This is a genomic window from Micromonospora sp. TSRI0369 (assembly GCF_001905625.1).
Taxonomy (GTDB): domain Bacteria; phylum Actinomycetota; class Actinomycetes; order Mycobacteriales; family Micromonosporaceae; genus Micromonospora; species Micromonospora echinospora_A.
Window position 1 is genome coordinate 760464 of record NZ_LIVU01000001.1, and the last position, 20451, is coordinate 780914.

Here is a 20451-nt window from a genome sequence, read left to right on the forward strand (position 1 = left end):
TCACGCTCCGCCCGCGGGAAGGAACACTGTGAACGTGCTGCCCCGGCCGGTTTCGCTCCTCAGCTCCAGCGTCCCGCCGAGCAGCGTGACCAGCCGCCGCGCGTACGGCAGGCCGAGCCCGGTGCCGCCGACCCGCGTCGTGCCGGGCACCTGGTAGAACTCCTCGAAGATCCGTTCGTGCAGTTCGGGCGGGATCCCGACGCCGGTGTCGGTGACCGAGAGCGTCCACTGCTCGCCCCGGCGCTCGGCGCGCAGGCGTACCTCGCCGCGCTCGGTGAACTTCAGGCCGTTGTGCAGCAGGTTGCGCAGCACCTGGGCGAGCAGCACCTCGTCCGAGCGGAGCGTCGCCGGGGCCGGCGGCTCCTCGACCACCAGCTCCACCTCGGAGCGGGTGGTGAGCGCCCGCAGCGTGCCGCGCAGCTGCCCGAACACCGCGCGCAGGTCGACCTCGGACCACTCCGGCTCGATCCGGCCCGACTCCGCCTTCGCCAGGTCGAGCAGCTCGTTCACCAGCCCCAGCAGGTCGCCCGCCGAGGACCGGATCAGCCCCACCTGGCGGGCCTGCTCGCCGGTGAGCGGGTCGGAGGCGGAGTCGGCGAGCAGCCGGGCCAGTCCGATGATCGCGGTGACCGGCGCGCGCAGCTCGTGGCTGACGTTGGCCAGGAACCGGCTCTTCGACTCGCTCGCGGCCCGCAGCTGCGCGGACTTCTCCTCCAGCTCGGCGTAGAGCGCCACCACGCCCCGGTTGGTCTCCTCCAGCTCCTCGGTGAGCTGGTTGTAGAGCGCCATCACGCCCCGGTTGGTCTCCTGCAGTTCGGAGTTGAGCACCTCCAGCTCGTCGCGCTGGCTGCGCACCTCGTCGAGGGCCGCGATGAGCTGGGAGTTCTGCGCGGCCAGCTCGTCCAGCGCGGAGCCCGGAGCACGCTCGGCCAGCTCGGCCCGGAGCCGGCCGGCGCGTTCCGGCGTCAACTCCTCGGCGTGGTCGGGCACCCGTCTGGACATCCTCACGACGGTATCGCCCTCGACGGCCACCACCCGCAACGTGTCCACCAGACGCGCGACGGCGCCGGACTGCGGCTCGTACCGGCCGCCGGGCAGCGGACGCAGCGGTGACAGGTCCACCTGAAGCACCCTGCGGCCCACGGCGTCCCGGTCGAGGGCGAACATGACGTCCGCGCCGTCGGACCCGCGCAGCAGTTCCCGGGCCACCTCGCTCAGCGCGGTCGCGATCCGCACCTGGTCCTGGTGTTCCAGCCCGACCGCCGCGGCCACCTCCCGGCCGCGCTGCCGGACCAGGAAGATGTCCTGCTCGACGCGGAGTGCGAGGTGCAGAAGGGGTTCGGTCATGCCGCCCCCCGCGCCACCAGGACGCAGGCGTCGTCGCGGCGGGTGCCGGCGTCACGCAGCAGCGTCGCGGCGGTCAGCAACGGGTTGCGCCCGGCCAGCCCGGGGTAGTCGTCCAGGTCCCAGCGATCCACCACCCCGTCACTGTGCATGACCAGGGTGGCGTCGCGCGAGAAGGGGTAGTCGTACCCGCGGATCGTCGGACGCTGGTGCCCGGCGATGCCCGGCAGCGAGACCAGCCCGCGCCGCCGCTCGCCCGGTGTGACGATCATCGCGGCGATGTTGCCCAGGCCGGCGTAGCGGAGCAGCCCGGCGGCGGGATCCGGTTCGGCCACCGCGAGCGCCGCGCCCCGGGTGTGCGACATGGAGGCGTGCAGGTGCCGCACCACCACGTCCGGCGGCCCGTCGGGCGCGGAGCGGAACGCGGACACGGCGGCCCCGGTCGCGGCGGCGGCCAGTGGCCCGTGGCCGAGGCCGTCGGAGACCAGCACCTGGCGGCGGCCGTCGACCTCGCGGACCGCGTACCCGTCGCCGCTGCTCTGCTCCCCGGTGATCGGCCGGGCCAGTCCGGCCGCCCAGTCCGGCTCCGGCGGTGCGACGTCCCAGAGCTGGACGACCAGGACGGTGCCCCGGCCGGGCATCGAGTAGCCGTCGAACCGGCTCGCCTGCCGGACGATCGCGCCGAGGCCGATGCCGAGCGTGCCGGCGGTGGAGTGGCCGTCGACCGAGGAGAGCGTGAGGTCGGCCATGCCGGGGCCGGAGTCGATGGCCACCAGCTCCACCCCGGCCAGTCCGGCCCGGCGCGCCGGACGCATCAGGAGCGCGCCCTCGCGGGCGTGCTTGACCAGGTTGCTGGTGATCTCGGCGGTGACGATGGCCAGGTCCGCGACACGTTCGGCGCTCATTTCGAGCTGCCGGCCGAGACGCTCGGCGGCCCGGCGTACGCCGCCGGCGGTCGCGCCGTTGTCGATCCGGAACCACATCCCGTGGTCGGGGACCACGTCGCCGATCATCGCGACCACTTGGTGACGGTGATCCGCGTCCCCTCGCCGACAGCCGTCTGGATGTCGAAGTCGTCCACGAGCCGGCGGGCCCCGCTGAGCCCGAGGCCCAGTCCGCCCCCGGTGGTGTAGCCGTCGGTCAGCGCCAGGTCGAGGTCGGGGATGCCCGGCCCCTCGTCGGCGAAGAGGATCCGCACGCCGCGCCGTCGCCCGTCGGAGACGGTGCTCACCTCGGCGCGGCCCCCGCCGCCGTAGATCAGCGTGTTGCGGGCCAGCTCGCTGGCGGCGGTCACCAGCTTCGTCTGGTCGACCAGGGAGAGCCGGACCGCGACGGCGGTGGTACGCACCAACTGCCGGACCCGTACCACGTCCTCGTCGCTGCGGATCGCCTGCGTCGCCGGCACGCCGAGGTCGACGCCGGTGGTCATGCCGTCGCCGTCGTGTCGGTGCCCTCTTCGTCGGCCGCCTCGTCCCACTCGTCGGCGCGGCTCGCCGCGATCAGCTCCATGCCGCGTTCGACGTTCAACGCGGTACGGATGCCGTTGAGTGACAGCCCCAGCTCGACGAGCGTGATGGCGACGGCCGGGCGCATGCCGACCACCACCGTCTCGGCGTCCAGCACCTTGGAGATGGAAGCGATGGTGGAGAGCATCCGGCCGACGAACGAGTCGACGATGTCCAGCGCCGTGATGTCGATGATCACGCCGTGGCAGCCGGTGGCGACGATCCGCTCGGCCAGGTCCTCCTGCAGCTGGATCGCCGTCTGGTCGGACATGTCGACCTGGATGGAGACCAGCAGGATGTCGCCGATCTTGAGGATCGGCACCCGTTCCATCAGGACTCCCGGCGCGGGCGGCGAGCGGTGGTCTCGACCCCGGTCAGGCGCAGCACGTGGCGCAGCGCGTCGGCGAGGCTCGCCTTGGTCGCGATGTCGCCGAACTCGATGCCGAGGGCCACGATCGTCTGGGCGATCTGCGGGCGGATGCCGGAGATGATGCAGTCGGCGCCCATCAGCCGGGCGGCCACAACGGTCTTGAGGATGTGCTGCGCGACCTGGGTGTCCACCGCCGGCACGCCGGTGATGTCGATGATCGCGTACGGCGACCCGGTGTCGACCAGGGTCTGGAGCAGCCGCTCCATCACGACCTGGGCTCGGGCCGAGTCCAGCGTCCCGACCAGCGGGACGGCGACCACGCCCTCCCAGAGCTTGACCACCGGGGTGGAGAGCTCCAGCAACTGCTCCGCCTGGTCGGCGATCAGGCTCTCCCGGGCCCGGACGAACGTCTCGAAGGTGAACAGGCCCATCTGGTCGATGAGCGCGGAGTAGGCGACGAAGTCACGAAGGGTGTTGTCGCCCTTCTCCTCCTCCATCAGCTCCAGCAGCGAGTCCTTCAAGGCGAAGACGCTGATCGCGGTCTCGGTCGCGGAGAACCCCTGCCGGGCCCGGTTCGTGGACAGCTCGGACAGCACCGCGCGCAGCTCACCGCCGTGCTCGCCGGCCAGGTCGGAGACGCCATGCCGGCCGGCGTCGATCAGCGCGCGGTGCAGCTCCTGCACCTGGCGAGTCAGCTCGGCCCGGCTCAGACGACCGCGCAGCGAACCGGCGACGATCTCGGTCCAGCGACTGGTCAACCGCTCCGCGTGCTCAGTGAGCAGGTGGGCGAGCCGATCACCCTGTTCGGCGCTCAACGCCATGGTTGACCTCCCTGATTTGGACGGGCGGACTCTATCACCGGAGGCCGGTGGACTACTTGTCGCGGAGCAAAGAAATGATCGCCCACACCTGTACCGCTCCCGTTCTGCGCGGCGGACCCGACGTGGGATACCGTTCCTCCGAACACAGGAGGTCGACGAATGTCCTTGACGGTGCACACGGAACAGCGCGGCGACGTGGTCGTCGTGTCGGTCGCGGGCGAGCTGGACATGGCCACGGCACCGCAACTGCAGGACCAGATCACGGATCTGCTGGACAAGGGGCGCAACCGCCTGGTCTTCGACCTGGCCGAGGTGTCGTTCTGCGACTCCACGGGTCTGTCCGTGTTCGTCCGGGCGAAGAACAACTGTGACGAGGCCGGCGGCGTCGTCCGGCTGGCCGCTCCGCAGCGCGGCGTGCTGCGCATCCTCGAGGTCAGCGGGCTGGTCGAGGTGCTGCACACGTACCCGACTGTGGAAGAGGCCGTCGCGGGCGAACCAACCACGACCTCCTCCTGACCGGTCCTGCTCAGCGCTCGTCCTCGATGTAGCGGGGACGGGCGATCACCATGCCCGCCGCCGTCTGCACGGCCAGCGCCACCAGCAGGAAGCCGATCGGGGCGGTCCAGCCGCCGGTCGCCTCGTAGAGGATGCCCACCAGCAGCGGCCCGAGCGCGGCGATGACGTACCCGGTGCTCTGCGCGAACGCGGACAACGCCACGGTGCCCTCGGCGGTCCGGGCGCGCAGCCCGATCGTGGTCAGGATGAGCGGGAACGCGCCCTGGCCGAGTGCCAGCAGCAGCACCCACAGCGGCGCCAGGCCGCGCGGGGCCAGCGCCAGACCGGTGTACGCGGCAGCCGAGAACACGGTGAGTGACAACACCAGCGGCCGGAGCGTGGCCAGCCGGCCGGCCAGCGTCGGCATCATCAGCGCCACCGGCACGCCCAGCGCGGTCACCCCGGCGAGCAGCAGCCCGGCCGCCTCCGGGCGGTACCCGGCGTCCCGGAAGAGCTGGGCCAGCCAGCCCATGATCGCGTACCCGCTGAGCGACTGCGCCCCGAAGTAGACAGCCATGGCCCAGCCGAGCCGGGTCCGCTCCGGGCGCACCCGCGCCGGGGCGGCGACCGCCACCGCCGGGGGCGCGGCCCGTCGCGCGGCGCGGGCCCGCAGCGCCAGCGGCACCCACGGGAGTACGGCCAGCGCGGCCAGCCCGGCCCAGACGCCGAGTCCGGCCCGCCAGGAGCCGAAGGCGTGCGCGACCGGCACCGCCGCGGCGGCGGCCACCGTCGTGCCCACCGTCAGGGCCATCGTGTACGCCCCGGTGACCAGCCCGGTGCGGTGCGAGAAGTGCTGCTTGACGAGCATCGGCAGCAGGATGTTCGCCACCGCGATGCCGGCGAGCGCGAGCGCACTGGTGAGCACGAAGACCGCCGCCGAGCCGGTGAGCGCGCGCAGCACCTGCCCGACGGTGAGCGCCAGCATGGCGAGCACCAGCACCCGGGGCGCGGCCCAGCGGCGGACCAGCCACGGGGTGAGCGCGCCCAGCCCGGCGAACGCGATGGTGGGCAGCGTGGTGACCAGGCCGGCCATGGCCCCGGAGAGACCGAGGCCGACCCGGACCTCGTCGAGCAGGGCGCCCAGGCTGGTCACCGCCGCCCGCAGGTTCAGCGCGACCAGCAGCATCCCGGTCAGCACGAGCAGACCACCCCGGACCGCGCGCGGCGCCGGGGTGGGGGTGACCGCGGATGCGACGCCCGGGGCGGGCACTGTCGCGGCGGGCGCAGGTGGCGGAGTCATGACCTCGAACCTACAATCATGGGATGAATTTCGGCATGAGGTGTAACCCGTGACACCCGCCGTGGATTCCGTCGCCGTGCCGCCGCGCGGTCACCGGGTCCGCCAGACCATCGAGCAGCTCCGGGAGCGCATCCTCGGCGGCGAGTGGCCGGTGGGCGGGCGCATCCCCACCGAGCCGCAACTGGTCGCCGAGCTGGGCGTGGGGCGCAACACGGTCCGCGAGGCGGTCCGGGCGCTCGTGCACGCCGGGGTGCTGGCGTGCCGGCAGGGCTCCGGCACCTACGTGGTGTCGACAGACGAGCTGGCGCCGGTGGTGGCCCGCCGGCTCACCGACGACCGGATGACCGAGGTGATCGAGGTCCGGCGCGCGTTCGAGGTGGAGGCCGCCCGGCTCGCCGCGCTGAGGCGTACCCCCGAGGACCTGGCGGCGCTCGACGGCGCGCTCGCGGCCCGGGAGGCCGCCTGGCGCGGCGGCCGGGTGGACGAGTTCGTCGAGGCGGACGCCGCGCTGCACACGGCCGTGGTGGCCGCCGCGCACAACGCCATGCTCGCCGAGCTGTACGCCTCGGTTGGCGCCGCGCTGCGCAGCACTGTGGCCCAGGCGATGGGCGAGGCGCTGACCCCGGAGCGGTACGTGGATCACGGCCGGCTGGTGGAGGCGATCCGGGCCGGCGACCCGCAGCGGGCGGCGATCGAGGCCGGTGCTTTTCTCGAAGGGCCCGCCGGGGCATAGGTTGTCCCCGACGCAGACTCATCAGGGCACGGGAGTACGGATGCTCAAGGGCTTCAAAGACTTCATCATGCGCGGCAACGTCGTCGACCTGGCGGTCGGTGTCGTCATCGGCGCGGCTTTCACAGGCGTGGTGACCCAGCTCACCAAGTCGTTCCTGGAACCACTGGTACGCGTGTTCATCGCGCTGATCACGGGCAGCAAGAACGGGCTCACCGGCTCGACGCCGACGTTCCGGGGCATCCCGTTCGACTGGGTGGCCTTCGTCAACGCGGTGATCACGTTCGCGCTCACCGCGGCGGCGCTGTACTTCCTGGTCGTCTACCCGATGAACCGGCTCGCCGAGCGCCGCAAGCGCGGCGAGGAGCCGCCGCCCTCGGCCCCGAGCGAGGAGGTCAAGCTGCTCACCGAGATCCGCGACGCGCTGCTGGCCGGCAACCACGGCACGCCGGGCCAGCGCAGCGCCCTGGACGACGTGCTCGGCCGCCGGCAGGAGCCGCCCGCGCCGCGCTGACGCCATAACCGATCGGCCCTCGCGGGAATCCCGCGGGGGCCGACGTGTATCGAACACATGTTCGATAGAGTCCGGGCATGGAGCAGCGCAGGCACTGGTGGAACGGGAAATGGGGACGGCTCGCCCGGCGCGACGTCTTCCTCCGGGTGGACGGCGACCGCTGGCACGTGGAGCAGCGGGCCGGCGGCGCCGAGGGGGTTTCCCGGTTCTACGAGCACGCCAGCGTCGAGGAGGCGGAGGAGACGGTCCGGGCGCTGCTGGACGGCACCGACACCTGGCGCGAGCTGTCCCCCCGCCCGCCGGGCGGCTGGGCCCCGTCCGTTTAGCGCCCGCGTGACCCGGGAACCGCTGCCGTATGAGCCAGCAGCAGGACACCGTCTCCCGGGTCACCACCGGCATGCGGGTGGTCGACTCCGCGGGCGTCGAGGTGGGCACCGTCGATCTCGTCCAGCGCGGCGACCCGGCCGCGGTGACCGTGCAGGCGCCCGCGCCGGTCGACCCGGGCAGCAGCCTGGACGAGTTGATCGAGTCGGCAGCGGTCGAGGAGCCGGACGTACCGGCCGACCTGGCCGCGCGGTTGCTGCGCGACGGCTATCTCAAGGTCTCCACCGAACTGGTCCGCACCGGCGCGGTCTACGTACTGGCCGACCGGATCGCCTCGGTGGGCGACGGCGCGGTACGCCTCACCGTTCCGGCTGCGGAGCTTCCCGCCGAGGAGTGACGCCCACCGAGGTGATGGATTTGTCACCCGCAGTAATAGGTGATCAATGCAAGTTGCCCCGGAAAAGCCGCCCGTCAATCCCCTTGCGCAGAGTCTCAATGCCATGACTTTGCGCTTTAATCGCTGATGAACGACTTGATCGTTGATCTTCAAAAACATTGCGCGTGTTCTGGTATCTACATCGGCCTCTCGCCACGGATAGTAATTGGCGAACCAAGGGGGCCGAGGGGGAACAATGAACGAAGCGCTGGCGGAACCGCTCACCGGATATCAGGTGGTGGCCGTGGCCACTGCCGTCGCCGCAGTGGTGGCGGGCCTGGTGCGGGCCTACGTGGCATACCGCGCCCGGATGAACGAGGAACGCGAGGCGACAACACGCACCACAGCCCGGGTGACATGGCTGATCCGGCTCGCGGAGGCCGACCACGACGTCGTACGGATCGTGGAACGCGATCGCGACGGGCATCGGGAGGTCGAGCTGGGCGGGCGCAGCACGTCGAAGCCCGGGCCCGTCGAGGAGGCGGCGTGACCGACATCAAGGGCACAGCCGCTCTGACGCCGGATCCCGACGACAACGACGCTCTGCGCGAGGCCGAGGCGGCCCGCCTGAAGGCCGTTCACGACCGGGAGTTCGCCGAATTCACCGAAGGCTCGTACCACACAGTGGAACGGATCCTCCGGGCGAGATGCCGGGACCGCCAGGCGGTGGAGGACGCACTTCACGAAGCCTTTCTGCACGGCCGGGTCGAGTGGTCCAAGCTTCGCGACCACGTCAAACCGGCCGGCTGGATCGTCCGTACGGCGCGGTTCAAGATGCTGAAGGACCAGGAACGGCGCCGGCGGGAAGCCGCGGTGGCGCCGGAGGACCTCCCGCCGTCGTCCCACTCGGACATCGCGGACGCGTGGGAGGCACAGGAGACGCTGCGCGGCTGGTTGCACCAGCTGCCGGTACGGCACGCCGAAGTGTTCCAGATGTCGAAGGAGGGCTTCTCCAACCAGGAGATCGCCCGCATCCTCGGACTGACCGAGAACAGCGTCCGCTCCTACAAGGCCGCCGCCAAGAAAGGGCTGTGCGAACTGGCGGAGAAAGCCGGCTTCACCCGATCGGAGAGCGACCGGCGGCAGGGGGCCAGCCGTGGATCTCGATGACATCCTGGCGCTCGCCGAGACCACACCCAGCCCTCTGGAGCTCGCCCGCGCCCGCCGTGTCGCGCGGACCGTGCAGAGTCAGCACGACCTCTCCCTCGCCGAGGGCTACCAGATCATCGTGGACACCGATCTTGCCGATCCGCTGACCTGGGACGCAGACGAGGCCACCCGGGTCACCCGCGCCGCCCAGTTGGCGAAGCAGGGCACCGTCACCTGGCTGTTCGGTGACGGCAGGCCGGAGCGCTTCGAGCGGCTCTCCTGGTCGGACGAGATGGCGATGATCGTCGGACACGCGCCGGGAACGCTCCGCCTCACTCCGCGGGCGCTCTTCGAACTCGTTCATCCCGCCGATGTCGAGCGCGTCCTCGCCGCGTCGCGGACGGCGTGGGAGCAGAGCCGCCCCGACGAGATCGGCTTCCGGGTGGTCCAGCCCGGAGGCAGCATCCGCCACGTGTACTGCCACCTCGAGATCCTGACCGACGCGGGTCGGCCGGTGGGCGTCATCGCCACGGGCGAGGACATCACCGCGCTCGAACTCGCTCGCCAGGAGCAGCGCCGGCTCGCCGTGCGCAGCCGGATGCTCGGCGCCGACCCGGCCGTACGGGACGTGCTCACCGGGCTCCAGACCCGCGGCTACGTGATCGACGAGGTCGACCGGGCCCGGCGTACCACCGGCGGCGCCCTGATCGTCGTGGCGACCGAGCCGGCCACCCGGCTGCCCGACGCGCCGCTCACCGACGAGGACCGGGACCAGCTGACGGCGGAGATCGCCCGGACCCTGCGCACAGTCGTCGGGGACGACGTCACCAGCGGCCTGGTGGGCTCCGGCTCGTGGGGCCTGCTGCTCGCCTCCCGCGACGACGCGGAGAGCGCCGAGACCCTGGCCGCCCGGATCGTGGACAAGTTCCGGAACCATCTCTTCAGCGTCCGGCACAAGCCACTGCGGCTCAACACCTCGGCGGGTGTGGTCCATTTCGGCAACGACATCCCGGACACCGGATTCGACCTTCTCGTGGACGGCGAGCACGCGGCCCGCGACGCGCACCGCAACGCCACTGCCGTCAAGGTGCTGGAGCAGCCGGTCGCCGAGAGGGAACGGACGGAACGGTGCCGACGGCGGATTCGTCGCGCCGTCGCGGCCAACCGGTTCGCCCTCTACGCCCAGCCCATCATCGATCTCGGGCTCAATCAGGTCGCCCGCCACGAGATCCTGCTGCGCGTTCGCAGCGACACCGGCGAGCCGGTCGCGCCGTGGGCCTTTCTCGACATGGCCGAGCGGGTCGGCGAGATCCTGTCGGTGGACAAGTGGGTGATCGACCACGCTCTGGAACTGATCGGCCGCGGGGCACAGACCTCCCATTACCAGGTCAACATTTCCGGGAAGTCGCTCGCCGACCCGGGACTGCTCGCCTTCGTGACCGAGGCGATCCACCGGCACCACGTCAAGCCGGAATGCCTGACGTTCGAAATCACCGAGACCGCGCTCATCGAGAATCGCAACGAGGCAGTGGCATTCGCCACCGGGATCAGAGAAGTCGGCTGCCACCTGGCGCTCGACGACTTCGGCACCGGATACGGCGCGCTCGCCCAACTCAAATATCTGCCGGTGGACCTGGTGAAGATCGACGGCGCGTTCATCGTCGACCTCTGCCGGTCGCCGGCCGATCAGGCTGTGGTGTCGGCGCTCGTCGAGCTGTGCCACACGCTCGGCATCCGGGTCGCCGCCGAGTACGTCCAGGACCAGGAGACCCTCGATCTCCTGCGTGCCGCGGAGGTCGACTTCGCGCAGGGTTATCAGATCGGGCGACCGGAACCGATAACGGTGGGTCAGGAGGAGGTTCAGAGCATCGAACTCGAACTGCGGTTGCCGCCTCAGCAGACCGCCATGGGATGACTGTTCGTCACCCGGTCCGGCTGGGAAGCGGCGGGGCGGCTTCCGCCTCGGACGGCCCGGCCTGCGGGGGCACTGCAGCGCGGCGCCGAAACAGCAGCAGCATCAGCCAGCCGGCCACCAGTCCCCAGAACGCGCCACCCACCCCGAGCAGGCTGATCCCGGAGGCGGTGACCACGAACGTCACCACCGCTGCTTCCCGCGCGTCCGGTTGGGCCACCGCCGCCGCGACCGCCCCGGCCAGCGCGCCGAGCAGCGCGAGGCCGGCGACGGCCTCGACCAGCACCGGCGGGGAGAGCAGCACCAGTGTGGTGGCCACGCCCGCGCCGAGGCCGAGCAGCGCCAGGCCGATCCCGGCGGTGACCGAGGCGATCCAGCGCCGTTTCGGGTCCGGGTGGGCGTCCGGCCCGGCGGCCAGGGCGGCGGTGATCGCGGCCAGGTTCACCGCGTGCCCGCCGGCCGGAGCGCCGAGGGCGGTGGCGAGCCCGGTCACCCGCAGCGCCGAGCCCAGCGGGGCCCGGTAGCCGTACCCGGCGAGCACCGCGGTGCCGGGCACGTTCTGGGCGGCCATGGTGACCAGGAACAGCGGCAGCGCGAGCCCGACGACGGCGGGCAGCGTCCAGGCCGGCGCGGTGAGCGCGACGACCGGTGCGGCGTCCAACCGCGCCGGGCCGGAGGTGGTGAGCGCGATCGCCACCACTGCCACGGCGAGCGCGCCGGGTACCGCCCAGCGGCGGGCGAACCGGTGCAGCAGCAGCCAGACCAGCACCACCGGCCCGGCCAGCCGGGGCACCTCCACGAGGGCGCGTACGGGCGCCGTACACAACGGCAGCAGCACCCCGGCGAGCATGGCGGAGGCGATCGGGGCGGGGATCGCGGCGACCGCGCGGCCGAGCGCGGGGATCAGTCCGGCGGCGACGATCAGCAGGCCGGCGAGCAGGAAGGCGCCGACCGCGGCGGGCCAGCCGCCGGTGACCGGCCCGGTGGCCACGAGCAGCGCCGCGCCCGGCGTGGACCAGGCGATCGACAGCGGCAGCCGGTGCCGCAGGCCGAGCCAGACCGCGCAGGCGCCGCTGGCGACGCAGAGCGCGAGCAGGCCGGAGGCCGCCTGGTCCCGGTCGGCGCCGACCGCGCGCAGCCCGGCCAGGACGACTGTGAACGAGCTGGCGAAGCCGACCAGTGCGGTCACCACGCCGGCCAGCACCGGCTGGAGTCGACCGGCCATGCTTCCCCCCTCCGCCCGTTCCGTTTACGGAACGGCACGGTGTAGCACCATAGCCCCATGACAGGTGTCCCACCAGCCGGTGACCGGAGCGCGCAGGAGGTCGGCCGGCGCATCCGCTCGCTGCGCGCGGAACGCGGGATCTCCCTGTCCGAGCTGGCCCGTCTCGCGGGTGTCGGCAAGGCCACGCTCTCCGGCCTGGAGAACGGCGTGCGCAATCCCCGGCTGGAGACCCTGTACGCGATCACCGCGCAGCTCGGCGTACCGCTGACAGCCGTACTCTCCGCGCCCGACCAGGCACCGACCGTACGCGGGGCCGCGGTCGGCGCCACGCTGCTGGAGGTCTTCGGCGACCGGGAGGCGACCTACGAGCTGTACCGGATGTGGGTCACCCCGGGCCCGGCGCAGCTCTCCCCCGCCCACTCCAGCGGGGTGACCGAGCATGTGACCGTCTTCTCCGGCGTCCTGCGCGCCGGCCCGGTCGACGCCCCGCTGACCGCCGGTCCGGGCGGCTACCTGCGGTGGATCTCCGACGTGCCGCACACGTACGCGGTGGTGGGCGAGGAGGAGGTCCACGCGAGCCTGCTGCTGCGTTATCCTCGACCGTCCACACCGGACAGTTGACACATACCCAGGATGCAAGCGGATGACATTTCTTTCAGCAGACCCGCCACCGCGTAGAGACGCGGAGCCGTTCTTCTTGGCAAGCTTGTCCTCATGACGCTCATCCTCCGCTCGGCCATCCTCAACGACGTCGGCCTGGTCCGGACCAACAACGAGGACTCCGCCCTCGCCGGTGACCGCCTCGTGGCGGTGGCCGACGGCATGGGCGGGCTCCCCGCCGGCGAGGTGGCAAGCGAGATCGTCATCCGGATCCTGGACGAGCTGACGCCGCCCACCGGCGCCGACGAGGCGGCCGACGCGCTGCGCGCCGTGGTCAGCACCGCCAACCAGCGCATCCGCGCGGCCATCACCGTCGACCCGGCCCGGGACGGCATGGGTACGACGCTGACCGCCGCCCTGCTCGCCGGCGACACCCTGGTGCTCGCCCAGGTCGGCGACTCCCGCTGCTACCTGCTGCGCGACCACGAGCTGACCCAGCTCACCCGCGACGACACGTTCGTGCAGGCGCTCGTCGACCAGGGCGCGCTCTCCCGCGACCAGGCCCGGCACCACCCGCAGCGCTCACTGGTCACCCGGGCGGTGCAGGGCTCGGACGCGCCACCCGCCGTCGGGGCGCTCACCGTGTTCCCCGGCGACCGGCTGCTGCTGTGCAGCGACGGCCTCTCCGACTACGTGGAGGACGCCGCCATCGCGGCGGCGCTCGCCACCTACGGCGACCGCCAGCAGTGCGGCGAGCAACTGGTGAAGCTGGCCCACCAGGCCGGCGCGCCGGACAACGTGACGGTGGTCATCTCGGACGTCACCGAGGCGTGAGCGGGCGGCCTTTCCGGTTGCGGACCGCGCCCGGTGCGGTTGGGATGAATGGATGCACATCCGCCGGCTGGCCGCCGATGAACGACTGACCACCAGCTTCCCGCTCCAGGCGTACGCGTTCGAGGCCTCGCCGATGGTTGCCTCCCGGACCGACCAGTTCCGCGCCTACCTGCCGTACAACGCCGGGAACACGACGCTGGTGGCCGAGGAGGACGGGGTCACCGCGGCGGCGGTCTCGGCGATCCCGATGCGGCAGAACCTGCGCGGCGCGGTGCTGCCGATGGCCGGCGTCGCAGGTGTGGCCACCCATCCGCTGGCCCGCCGGCGCGGGCACGTCCGCACGCTGATGCAGCAGCTCCTCGACGGCATGCGGGACGAGGGGCAGCAGCTCAGCGCGCTGCACCCGTTCCGTGCCTCGTTCTACGAGCGCTTCGGCTACATCGGGCTGCCCCGGCGGCGTACCGCTGTCTTCAACCCGGCGGACCTGGCACCGCTGCTGCGGGCCGAACTGCCCGACGAGCTGGTCTGGGAGCGGATCGGCGCGGGGTACGCGCGGTGGCGCGCGTACACGGAACGCTGCCTGCGCGAACGGCACGGCTTCGCGGTCTTCCCGGACTTCCGGGCGGTCGGGCTGCGCGACCGGGACGACCGCTGGCTGGTCAGCGTGGTGCGCGGCGGCGAGACGGTCGGCGCTGTCACCTACCGCATCGACGACCACGCCGGCACGCTGCACGCCGACGACCTGCTCGTCGACGACCCGCACGCGCGGACGTCGGTGCTCCAGTTCTTCGCCCGGCACGTCGACCAGGTCGCCCGGATCAGCGTCCAGATTCCCCCCGACGAGCTGCCCGAGCTGTGGCTCACCGACCTCGACGTACAGGTGGAGGCGCGGGTGGCCCGGCCCGACCCGACCGCGCCGATGGCCCGGCTGCTCAGCCTGGACGCGCTCGCCGACCAGCCGGTCGGCCTCGGCCGGGTGCTGATCGAGCTGGTCGGCGACCGCTGGCTCGCCGGGAGGCACCTGCTCGACGGCACCACCGGCAAACTGGCGGTGCTGCCCGCGCAGACCACCGCCGGGGGCAGCGTGCCGACCGCGCGGCTCACCGCCGCCGGGCTGTCCGCCCTGGCGTACGGCGTGCTCGACCCGGCCGAGGTGGTCGTACGCGGCCTGGGTGACGTCCCGGTGGACGCAGCAGGTGAGCTGCGCCGCCTCTTCCCGCGCGAGCTGCCGCACCTGTTCGCCGACTTCTGACCCGGTTGGCGGCACGCGCGCGGGGGTAGGGTCCAGCGCGTGCCGGAATGGCTGGAAGCGGGATTCTGGGGCCTGCTCGCCGGGTCGGCCCTGCTGATCGGGGCGGCCGTCGGGTTCTTCGCGCGCGTACCGCGCCCGGTGACCGCCTCGGTGATGGCGTTCGGGGCGGGCGTGCTGCTCTCCGCCGTCTCGTTCGAGCTGATCGGCGAGGCGCACGAGCAGGGCGGCCTGCGACCGGTGGTGATCGGCGCGGCGGCCGGCGCGCTCGCGTACACCGGGGCGAACGTGCTGCTGGCCCGGCACGGCGCGCGGCACCGCAAGCGCTCCGGCGACGAGCAGCCCTCCGAGCGGGAACAGCCCGGCTCGGGTACGGCGATAGCGGTCGGCGCGCTGCTCGACGGCGTACCCGAATCGGTGGTGATCGGCGCGAGCCTGCTGGCGGGCGGCCCGGTCAGCCTGGTCACCGTTATCGCGGTCTTCCTCAGCAACGTGCCGGAAGGGCTCTCCAGCGCGGCCGGGATGCGGCAGGCCGGGCGCACCCGGCGCTACGTGTTCGGGCTGTGGACGGCCATCGCGCTGATCTCCGGCGCGGCGTCGCTGGCCGGGTACACGCTGCTCGGCGGCGCGCCGCCCGAGGTGCTGGCGACGATCACCGCGCTCGCCGCGGGCGCGATCCTCGCGATGATCACCGACACCATGGTCCCGGAGGCGTTCGCGGACGCGCACCTGCTGGTCGGGCTGATCACAGTGCTCGGCTTCCTGGTCGCGTTCGCGCTGTCGCACGCCTGACCGCCGCGCTCGCCGCCGCGGCGCTGCCTGCCGCCGCGCGGCCGCAGGCTGCGGCTGCGGCGGCGGCTTAGCGGCGGGTTAAGGATCGGCTGTGGAGTCGTGCCCTGGCGGCCGGTCCTCCTAGCATCGGGCGGTGCGCGTGAAGTCGGCTGTCACTCTGCTCGTCCTCGCCCTGGCGACGGCGACGCTGCCCGCCTGCGGCGGCGATCCGGCCCCCGCGCCCGCCGCCGACGCCGGCTCGTCGGCCAGTCCGGCAGCTGACCCCTCGCCCATGCCGAGCGGGCGGGCCGGGCTGGGCAGCGCCCGGCCGAGCCCCACCCCCGCCACCGTGGCGTTCCGCGCCGGCAACCCCGCCGGCCGGGCGAGCGTGCCGGCCGAGGCGCGTGCAGTGGACACCTCGCGCCCGACCCGTACCGTCGGCAGCGGCACCCCGGCGAGCTGCACCTCCGAGGCGGTGGTCAAGGCCGTCGCGGCCGGCGGCGTCATCACCTTCGACTGCGGGCCCGCGCCGGTGACCATCACCATGAAGGCCACCGCCAAGGTGGTGAACTCGCACGGCCCGCGCATCGTGCTGGACGGCGGTGGCACTGTCACGCTCAGCGGCGGCGGCAAGCGCCGCATCCTCTACATGAACACGTGCGACCAGGCGCAGGGCTTCACCACCTCGCACTGCCAGAACCAGGACCATCCGCAGCTCACCGTGCAGAACCTGACGTTCGCCGACGGCGACTCGACCGGCGAGCGGACCGAGGGCGGCGGGGGCGGCGCGGTCTTCGTCCGGGGCGGGCGGTTCAAGGTGGTCAACTCGCGGTTCGTCGGCAACCGCTGCGACCGTACCGGCCCCGACCTGGGCGGCGCGGCGCTGCGCGTGCTCAGCCAGTTCGAGAACAAACCGGTGTACGTGGTGAGCAGCACCTTCACCGGCGGTGTGTGCGCCAACGGCGGGGCGTTGAGCAGCATCGGCGTCTCCTGGACGGTGCTGAACAGCGTCTTCCGGGACAACCGGGCAGTCGGCGCCGGCGCGAACCCGGCCCGGGGCGGCACTCCCGGCGGCGGTAGTGGCGGCGCGATCTACTGCGACGGCAACGAGTTCGCGGTGCGGATCGCCGGCACGGTGATCGAGGACAACAGCGCGAACGAGGGCGGCGGCGCGATCTTCTTCGTCAGCAACAACCGCACCGGCACGCTGCAGATCGACAGTTCAACGCTGCGCCGCAACCCGAGCAGAGGCTTCGAGACGAAGGGCCACCCCGGCATCTTCTTCCTGGGCGCCCGCATCTCCTGACCGTCCCAGCTCTTCCCCCGCCCGGCCCGCGCCCTGCGCTGCCCCACCCGCCTCACCCTCGTCCCGTCGATCATGAAGTTGACGGTCTCGATATCGGCGTGTCGCCCCGCCAACCTCATGATCACCGGGCTCATGCCCGATCCGTTGGCGCCTTCTCCGGCTCGCGCACGCCCTCACCCGGTGATCAAGGAGTTTGTGTCCTAGTGGATCTCCTCGGGTGACACAAACTCCTTGGTCATCAGGCGGGGGGCGGTGAACCGGAGCGGGCCGGAGTGGGGGCGCGGTCAGTAGGGGTTGGGGTGGCCGGGGAGGTGGCCTCGTGTCAGGGCTGCCGGGCGGCCGGGGAGGGTCGGGTCCGGGGACAGCGGCGGGGAGTCCGTGCCGGCTCTCGTGGCCATGCCGGTGAACAGGTCCTTCAGGGCGGTCACCGAGTCGATCGCCGGGGTCCAGCCCAGTTCGGTCTCGGCGCGGTGGCTGGACATCAGCGGCACGTTCAGCGCCAGGTCGACCCAGCCGGTGTCGACCGGTTGCAGCCGCGCCCGCCAGGTCAGCGCCGCCGCCGCGCGCAACACCGGCGTCGCCACCGGCACCGTCCAACCGTGGAAGTGCCGGGCCACCAGCTCCGGCGTCAGCACCGGGTCGGCCGCCACGTTGAAGGCGCCGCTCGCGTCCCCCAGAACCGCCCGGGCGTACGCGTCGGCCACGTCGTCGGCGTGCACCGCCTGCATCCGCAGCCGCTTGTTCGACGGCACCAGCGGAACGCGGCCGTACCGGAGAAGGCGCACCGGCGCCAGCGGGCCGAGGAAGTAGCGGCTGATCTCCGTACCGGCCTCCCGCTGGAAGATCAGCCCTGGCCGCAGGCGTACCACCCGGAGCTTCGGGTGCTCCCGCTGCACACCGTCGAGCAGCGCCTCCACCTCCGCCTTGTCCCGGCTGTACGACGACGACTCCACCCCGGTCGCCGGCCAGTTCTCGCTGACCGGATGGTTCTTCGGGCCGGGCGCGTAGGTGCCGACCGACGAGGCGTACACCAGGGCCGGAACGCCGACCCGGACGGCGGCCTCGATCACCGCGCGGCTGCCGCCGACGTTGGTCCGGTAGAGCGTGCGGCGGTCGTGGCTGGGCTGGATCTGCCAGGCCAGGTGCACCACCGCCCGCGCCCCGGCGAAGATCCGCACGAGCTGGTCGGCCGCACCGGGCGCGCCGATGTCGCAGGAGTGCCACTCCACGTCCGCGTACGGCTCACCGGCGTCCGGCCCGGGCAGCCGCCGCGCGACGCCTACCAGTTCCGCTCCCGTCTCCCGCCGTAGCCGGCGCAGCACGGCCGTCCCCACGTTGCCGGTCGCTCCCACGATCACGATGCGCATGTCCGGTGCGGTACCCGCTGAACCGGGCAGCAACCGCTCACGGACGGGGGTTCGTGCGCACCCAGCCCTTCTCCCGATCGCGGCGACCCGACGTGGCGGCCAGGCAGCGCGGGCAGACCCAGCCCTCCGGATCGGCCTCGGTGAGCACGTCGGTGCCGGAGTAGTCGAACGGCACGTGCGGGAAGCGGCGCAGGCGGGTACGGCTCAGCGGCAACCCGCACAGCGTCTGGTTCTGGCCCGGCAGCCAGGCGTGCACCTCACCCCCGGGCCGGCGTACGCCGACGGCGCCCGGAACCTCGCGGGACGCCGCGACGGCGGCGGTGCTGGTCACTCGCTTGGTTGCCCCGGTTCCCTGGGCGGGGAGGTTCACGCCTCGCGCCTGGCGCGTCGCCCGTGCGGGTCTGAAGATCGACAGGCGGTGGAAGCCGCGAGCTTAGGGCGGGTGGGTTCCGGTAATCTGAGCGGACGGGCCGCTAGCTCAATGGCAGAGCTGTGGACTTTTAATCCATAGGTTCAGGGTTCGAGTCCCTGGCGGCCCACTCAACAGCGCACCTGAGCTGCTAGAACGTCGGCCAAAGATCATCGGGCACAACCAGGGCATAACTCAGTTCTGATCTTGGCCGGTGGCGGATTCGTGGTCAGCTCTGGCCGGGACTTGCTACGGGTAGTCCGACTTCCTTGGCGCATTCGAGCAGCCGCCGGTCGTAGGTGACGAAGGCGGTGAGCGCCGTACCGGACTCGTTGGTCAGCACCTGGGCAGTGGCCAGGTGGATGGCGTCGAGGCTGCGGAGCGTCGGCTCGGCGAACGCGGCTGCGGTCGCGCGGATCGTGCTGTCGATCTCCAGTCGGAACAGCCGTCCGACGGCAGCCGGCACTCCGATCAAAGCTTGCGGAGCTGATCGGCGCAGCGCTCTGGGTACTTCCACCTCGACGAGCGCGGAGGAAACCAGCGGTACGTCGTCGTGATCGTTGAGCCAGGAGACAAGATCGACGCTGCACACCTCCTGCCGAACCAGCTTGACGACGGCAGCTGAATCGAGATAGATCACCAGCGTTCCTCGTCACGCATCGCAGCGAGCGAGGCGGCCACATCCACCCTCTCGTCACCGAGCTTCGGCGGAAGTGGAACAGGACCGCCGCCGGTCGGGGCGACGGCCCGCCCCGCAGCTACCAACTTGGCCAGCGTCGACCTGTCGTCACCTACCGGAACAAGTCGGGCGATAGGTCGTCCGCGATCGGTGATCTCAACGGTCTCGCCGCCGCTCACTCGCGCCAACACCTGGCTGGTGTTCTGGTTCAGCTCCCGGACACCGATACGCTCCATGCAAACAGAGTGTAGAACCAGACGTCCTACATCTCCAGCCACTGGCGTGACCAGGGCTGTCTCTTCGCCGGCCGGAACCGACGGCACCTGGCTGCCGATCAGGAGACCATCGGTAGTCCCCGCAGGCCGCAGAGCCAACTCGACCAAGGTCCGCCTCGGGCACCATCGATGTCGACCGAAGCCTGCGTTGTGTCGACGCGGTCAAGGCCATGCCGACCGGCCGGCAGTTCGACAGGGCGGCCGGAACCACCAGGTGCGGCCAGAGGTCCGTGAGCCGGAGCCGGTCCGCTATTCGCCGCCGGCGATGGTGGCGCCGCCGACGGTGTCCACGTACCACCGCTGGTACTCCTCCAGCGGCCATCCGCGTTGTCGGACGAGCCAGTCGAAGTTGCGGACATCCTGGGCCAACCAGAGGATGTCGGCCACCTGCTCGACGTCCAGGTCGGGGCGGAGTGCTCCCGTGCCGACGAGTTCTGCGGCGAACATGGCCATGCCGCGGCGGCGCTCTTCGATGTTCTTGCGCCAGACCTCGGCGGCGTCTGGGTCGGCCGTGGCCGCGCCGGCCAACGCGAGCATCACCTGGGCCTGCCGGGCGTTGACCTCCACCAGATGGCGGGCGTAGCGGGCGAGCTTAGCGCGGGGGTGGGCGAGCGCGCGGATCTCGGCGACGAAGGGTCGGTCCGGCAGGGCTACCGGTTCATCGTCGCCGGCCAGGGTGACGTCAACCAAATCGGAGAGTAGTTGCCGCTTGCTGCCGAACAGCGCATACACCGTCTGGACCGCGACGCCGGCCTTCGCGGCGACAGCGGTCAACGGCGTGGCCGCGTATCCGGGGTCGACGAACAGCCGGCTGGCCGCTTCGAGGATCGCCTGTCGGGTCTGTCGGGACTGTTCCTTACGTCGGGACGAGTCATAACGCCTCTTGACAACCACAC

General features: G+C 72.0%; 25 protein-coding genes and 1 tRNA gene. 14 read left to right on the forward strand and 12 right to left on the reverse strand.

Annotated elements, in window-relative coordinates; all coding sequences use genetic code 11:
• From AMK25_RS03695 to AMK25_RS03715, 5 genes are read right to left on the reverse strand one after another with little or no spacing between them, the layout of a single operon-like run.
• A complete protein-coding gene (locus tag AMK25_RS03695) occupies positions 1–1347 on the reverse strand; it encodes an ATP-binding protein (protein WP_073826525.1) in 1347 nt (448 codons plus the stop codon).
• Positions 1344–2357, reverse strand: a complete 1014-nt coding sequence (locus AMK25_RS03700) for a SpoIIE family protein phosphatase (RefSeq protein ID WP_073827064.1) — start codon at positions 2355–2357, stop codon at positions 1344–1346. The genes AMK25_RS03695 and AMK25_RS03700 overlap by 4 nt, the downstream gene beginning before the upstream one ends.
• A complete protein-coding gene (locus tag AMK25_RS03705) occupies positions 2354–2773 on the reverse strand; it encodes an ATP-binding protein (RefSeq protein WP_073826527.1) in 420 nt (139 codons plus the stop codon). Before AMK25_RS03705 ends, AMK25_RS03700 begins: the two co-directional genes overlap by 4 nt.
• Positions 2770–3180: an STAS domain-containing protein gene (locus tag AMK25_RS03710; RefSeq protein WP_073826529.1), complete on the reverse strand. Its 411-nt coding sequence runs from the start codon at positions 3178–3180 to the stop codon at positions 2770–2772. Before AMK25_RS03710 ends, AMK25_RS03705 begins: the two co-directional genes overlap by 4 nt.
• Positions 3180–4040 (reverse strand): STAS domain-containing protein, encoded by an 861-nt coding sequence (locus AMK25_RS03715; protein ID WP_073826532.1) that lies wholly within the window; start codon positions 4038–4040, stop codon positions 3180–3182. Before AMK25_RS03715 ends, AMK25_RS03710 begins: the two co-directional genes overlap by 1 nt.
• 159 nt (positions 4041–4199) lie before the next feature.
• Between AMK25_RS03715 and AMK25_RS03720 the strand changes: the two genes are divergently transcribed.
• The gene (locus AMK25_RS03720) at positions 4200–4556 is read left to right on the forward strand and encodes an STAS domain-containing protein (RefSeq protein ID WP_073826535.1); all 357 of its coding nucleotides are present in this window, start codon (positions 4200–4202) and stop codon (positions 4554–4556) included.
• 10 nt (positions 4557–4566) lie between these two features.
• On the opposite strand, the gene AMK25_RS03725 is transcribed toward AMK25_RS03720, so the two are convergent.
• Complete coding sequence (locus AMK25_RS03725) at positions 4567–5835, reverse strand: MFS transporter (protein WP_073826538.1); 1269 nt, start codon at positions 5833–5835, stop codon at positions 4567–4569.
• 49 nt (positions 5836–5884) lie between these two features.
• Between AMK25_RS03725 and AMK25_RS03730 the strand changes: the two genes are divergently transcribed.
• The 7 genes from AMK25_RS03730 to AMK25_RS03760 all read left to right on the forward strand — a co-directional run bounded on the left by AMK25_RS03730 (position 5885) and on the right by AMK25_RS03760 (position 10843).
• Positions 5885–6568, forward strand: a complete 684-nt coding sequence (locus tag AMK25_RS03730; RefSeq protein ID WP_073826541.1) for a FadR/GntR family transcriptional regulator — start codon at positions 5885–5887, stop codon at positions 6566–6568.
• A gap of 40 nt (positions 6569–6608) precedes the next feature.
• Complete coding sequence (gene mscL / locus AMK25_RS03735; protein ID WP_073826544.1) at positions 6609–7079, forward strand: large conductance mechanosensitive channel protein MscL; 471 nt, start codon at positions 6609–6611, stop codon at positions 7077–7079.
• Between the two features lie 77 nt (positions 7080–7156).
• Entirely contained in the window at positions 7157–7405 is a 249-nt protein-coding gene (locus tag AMK25_RS03740) for a hypothetical protein (protein WP_026268772.1), read from the forward strand.
• Between the two features lie 29 nt (positions 7406–7434).
• Positions 7435–7800, forward strand: a complete 366-nt coding sequence (locus AMK25_RS03745; RefSeq protein WP_073826547.1) for a hypothetical protein — start codon at positions 7435–7437, stop codon at positions 7798–7800.
• A gap of 235 nt (positions 7801–8035) precedes the next feature.
• A complete protein-coding gene (locus AMK25_RS03750) occupies positions 8036–8329 on the forward strand; it encodes a hypothetical protein (protein WP_073826549.1) in 294 nt (97 codons plus the stop codon).
• Positions 8326–8949 (forward strand): RNA polymerase sigma factor, encoded by a 624-nt coding sequence (locus tag AMK25_RS03755; RefSeq protein WP_116503360.1) that lies wholly within the window; start codon positions 8326–8328, stop codon positions 8947–8949. Before AMK25_RS03750 ends, AMK25_RS03755 begins: the two co-directional genes overlap by 4 nt.
• Entirely contained in the window at positions 8936–10843 is a 1908-nt protein-coding gene (locus tag AMK25_RS03760; RefSeq protein ID WP_073826551.1) for a GGDEF domain-containing phosphodiesterase, read from the forward strand. The genes AMK25_RS03755 and AMK25_RS03760 overlap by 14 nt, the downstream gene beginning before the upstream one ends.
• A 7-nt stretch (positions 10844–10850) precedes the next feature.
• On the opposite strand, the gene AMK25_RS03765 is transcribed toward AMK25_RS03760, so the two are convergent.
• Positions 10851–12065 (reverse strand): benzoate/H(+) symporter BenE family transporter, encoded by a 1215-nt coding sequence (locus tag AMK25_RS03765; protein ID WP_073826554.1) that lies wholly within the window; start codon positions 12063–12065, stop codon positions 10851–10853.
• A gap of 57 nt (positions 12066–12122) precedes the next feature.
• Here AMK25_RS03765 and AMK25_RS03770 point away from each other — a divergent pair, with 57 nt between their 5' ends.
• The 5 genes from AMK25_RS03770 to AMK25_RS03790 all read left to right on the forward strand — a co-directional run bounded on the left by AMK25_RS03770 (position 12123) and on the right by AMK25_RS03790 (position 16825).
• Complete coding sequence (locus tag AMK25_RS03770) at positions 12123–12686, forward strand: helix-turn-helix domain-containing protein (protein ID WP_073826557.1); 564 nt, start codon at positions 12123–12125, stop codon at positions 12684–12686.
• A 93-nt stretch (positions 12687–12779) separates the two neighbouring features.
• Positions 12780–13499, forward strand: coding sequence for a PP2C family protein-serine/threonine phosphatase (locus AMK25_RS03775; protein ID WP_013283512.1), 720 nt, complete (start codon positions 12780–12782; stop codon positions 13497–13499).
• A gap of 52 nt (positions 13500–13551) precedes the next feature.
• Positions 13552–14751, forward strand: a complete 1200-nt coding sequence (locus AMK25_RS03780; protein ID WP_073826559.1) for a GNAT family N-acetyltransferase — start codon at positions 13552–13554, stop codon at positions 14749–14751.
• Positions 14752–14790: 39 nt separating this feature from the next.
• A complete protein-coding gene (locus AMK25_RS03785; protein WP_073826561.1) occupies positions 14791–15540 on the forward strand; it encodes a ZIP family metal transporter in 750 nt (249 codons plus the stop codon).
• Positions 15541–15679: 139 nt separating this feature from the next.
• Entirely contained in the window at positions 15680–16825 is a 1146-nt protein-coding gene (locus AMK25_RS03790) for a hypothetical protein (protein ID WP_073827066.1), read from the forward strand.
• 284 nt (positions 16826–17109) lie between these two features.
• On the opposite strand, the gene AMK25_RS03795 is transcribed toward AMK25_RS03790, so the two are convergent.
• Together AMK25_RS03795 and AMK25_RS03800 are read right to left on the reverse strand one after the other, a co-directional pair.
• Entirely contained in the window at positions 17110–18192 is a 1083-nt protein-coding gene (locus AMK25_RS03795) for an NAD-dependent epimerase/dehydratase family protein (protein ID WP_073826563.1), read from the reverse strand.
• A 37-nt stretch (positions 18193–18229) separates the two neighbouring features.
• The gene (locus AMK25_RS03800; protein ID WP_073826565.1) at positions 18230–18523 is read right to left on the reverse strand and encodes a hypothetical protein; all 294 of its coding nucleotides are present in this window, start codon (positions 18521–18523) and stop codon (positions 18230–18232) included.
• A gap of 136 nt (positions 18524–18659) precedes the next feature.
• On the opposite strand from AMK25_RS03800, the gene AMK25_RS03805 reads away from it, so the two are divergent.
• Positions 18660–18731, forward strand: a tRNA-Lys gene (locus AMK25_RS03805).
• A gap of 99 nt (positions 18732–18830) precedes the next feature.
• On the opposite strand, the gene AMK25_RS03810 is transcribed toward AMK25_RS03805, so the two are convergent.
• The 3 genes from AMK25_RS03810 to AMK25_RS03820 all read right to left on the reverse strand — a co-directional run bounded on the left by AMK25_RS03810 (position 18831) and on the right by AMK25_RS03820 (position 20449).
• The gene (locus tag AMK25_RS03810; protein ID WP_073826567.1) at positions 18831–19241 is read right to left on the reverse strand and encodes a type II toxin-antitoxin system VapC family toxin; all 411 of its coding nucleotides are present in this window, start codon (positions 19239–19241) and stop codon (positions 18831–18833) included.
• A complete protein-coding gene (locus AMK25_RS03815; RefSeq protein WP_073826570.1) occupies positions 19238–19516 on the reverse strand; it encodes a type II toxin-antitoxin system Phd/YefM family antitoxin in 279 nt (92 codons plus the stop codon). Before AMK25_RS03815 ends, AMK25_RS03810 begins: the two co-directional genes overlap by 4 nt.
• Before the next feature lie 288 nt (positions 19517–19804).
• Positions 19805–20449: a TetR/AcrR family transcriptional regulator gene (locus AMK25_RS03820; protein ID WP_073827067.1), complete on the reverse strand. Its 645-nt coding sequence runs from the start codon at positions 20447–20449 to the stop codon at positions 19805–19807.
• Between the last annotated feature and the right edge of the window lie 2 nt (positions 20450–20451).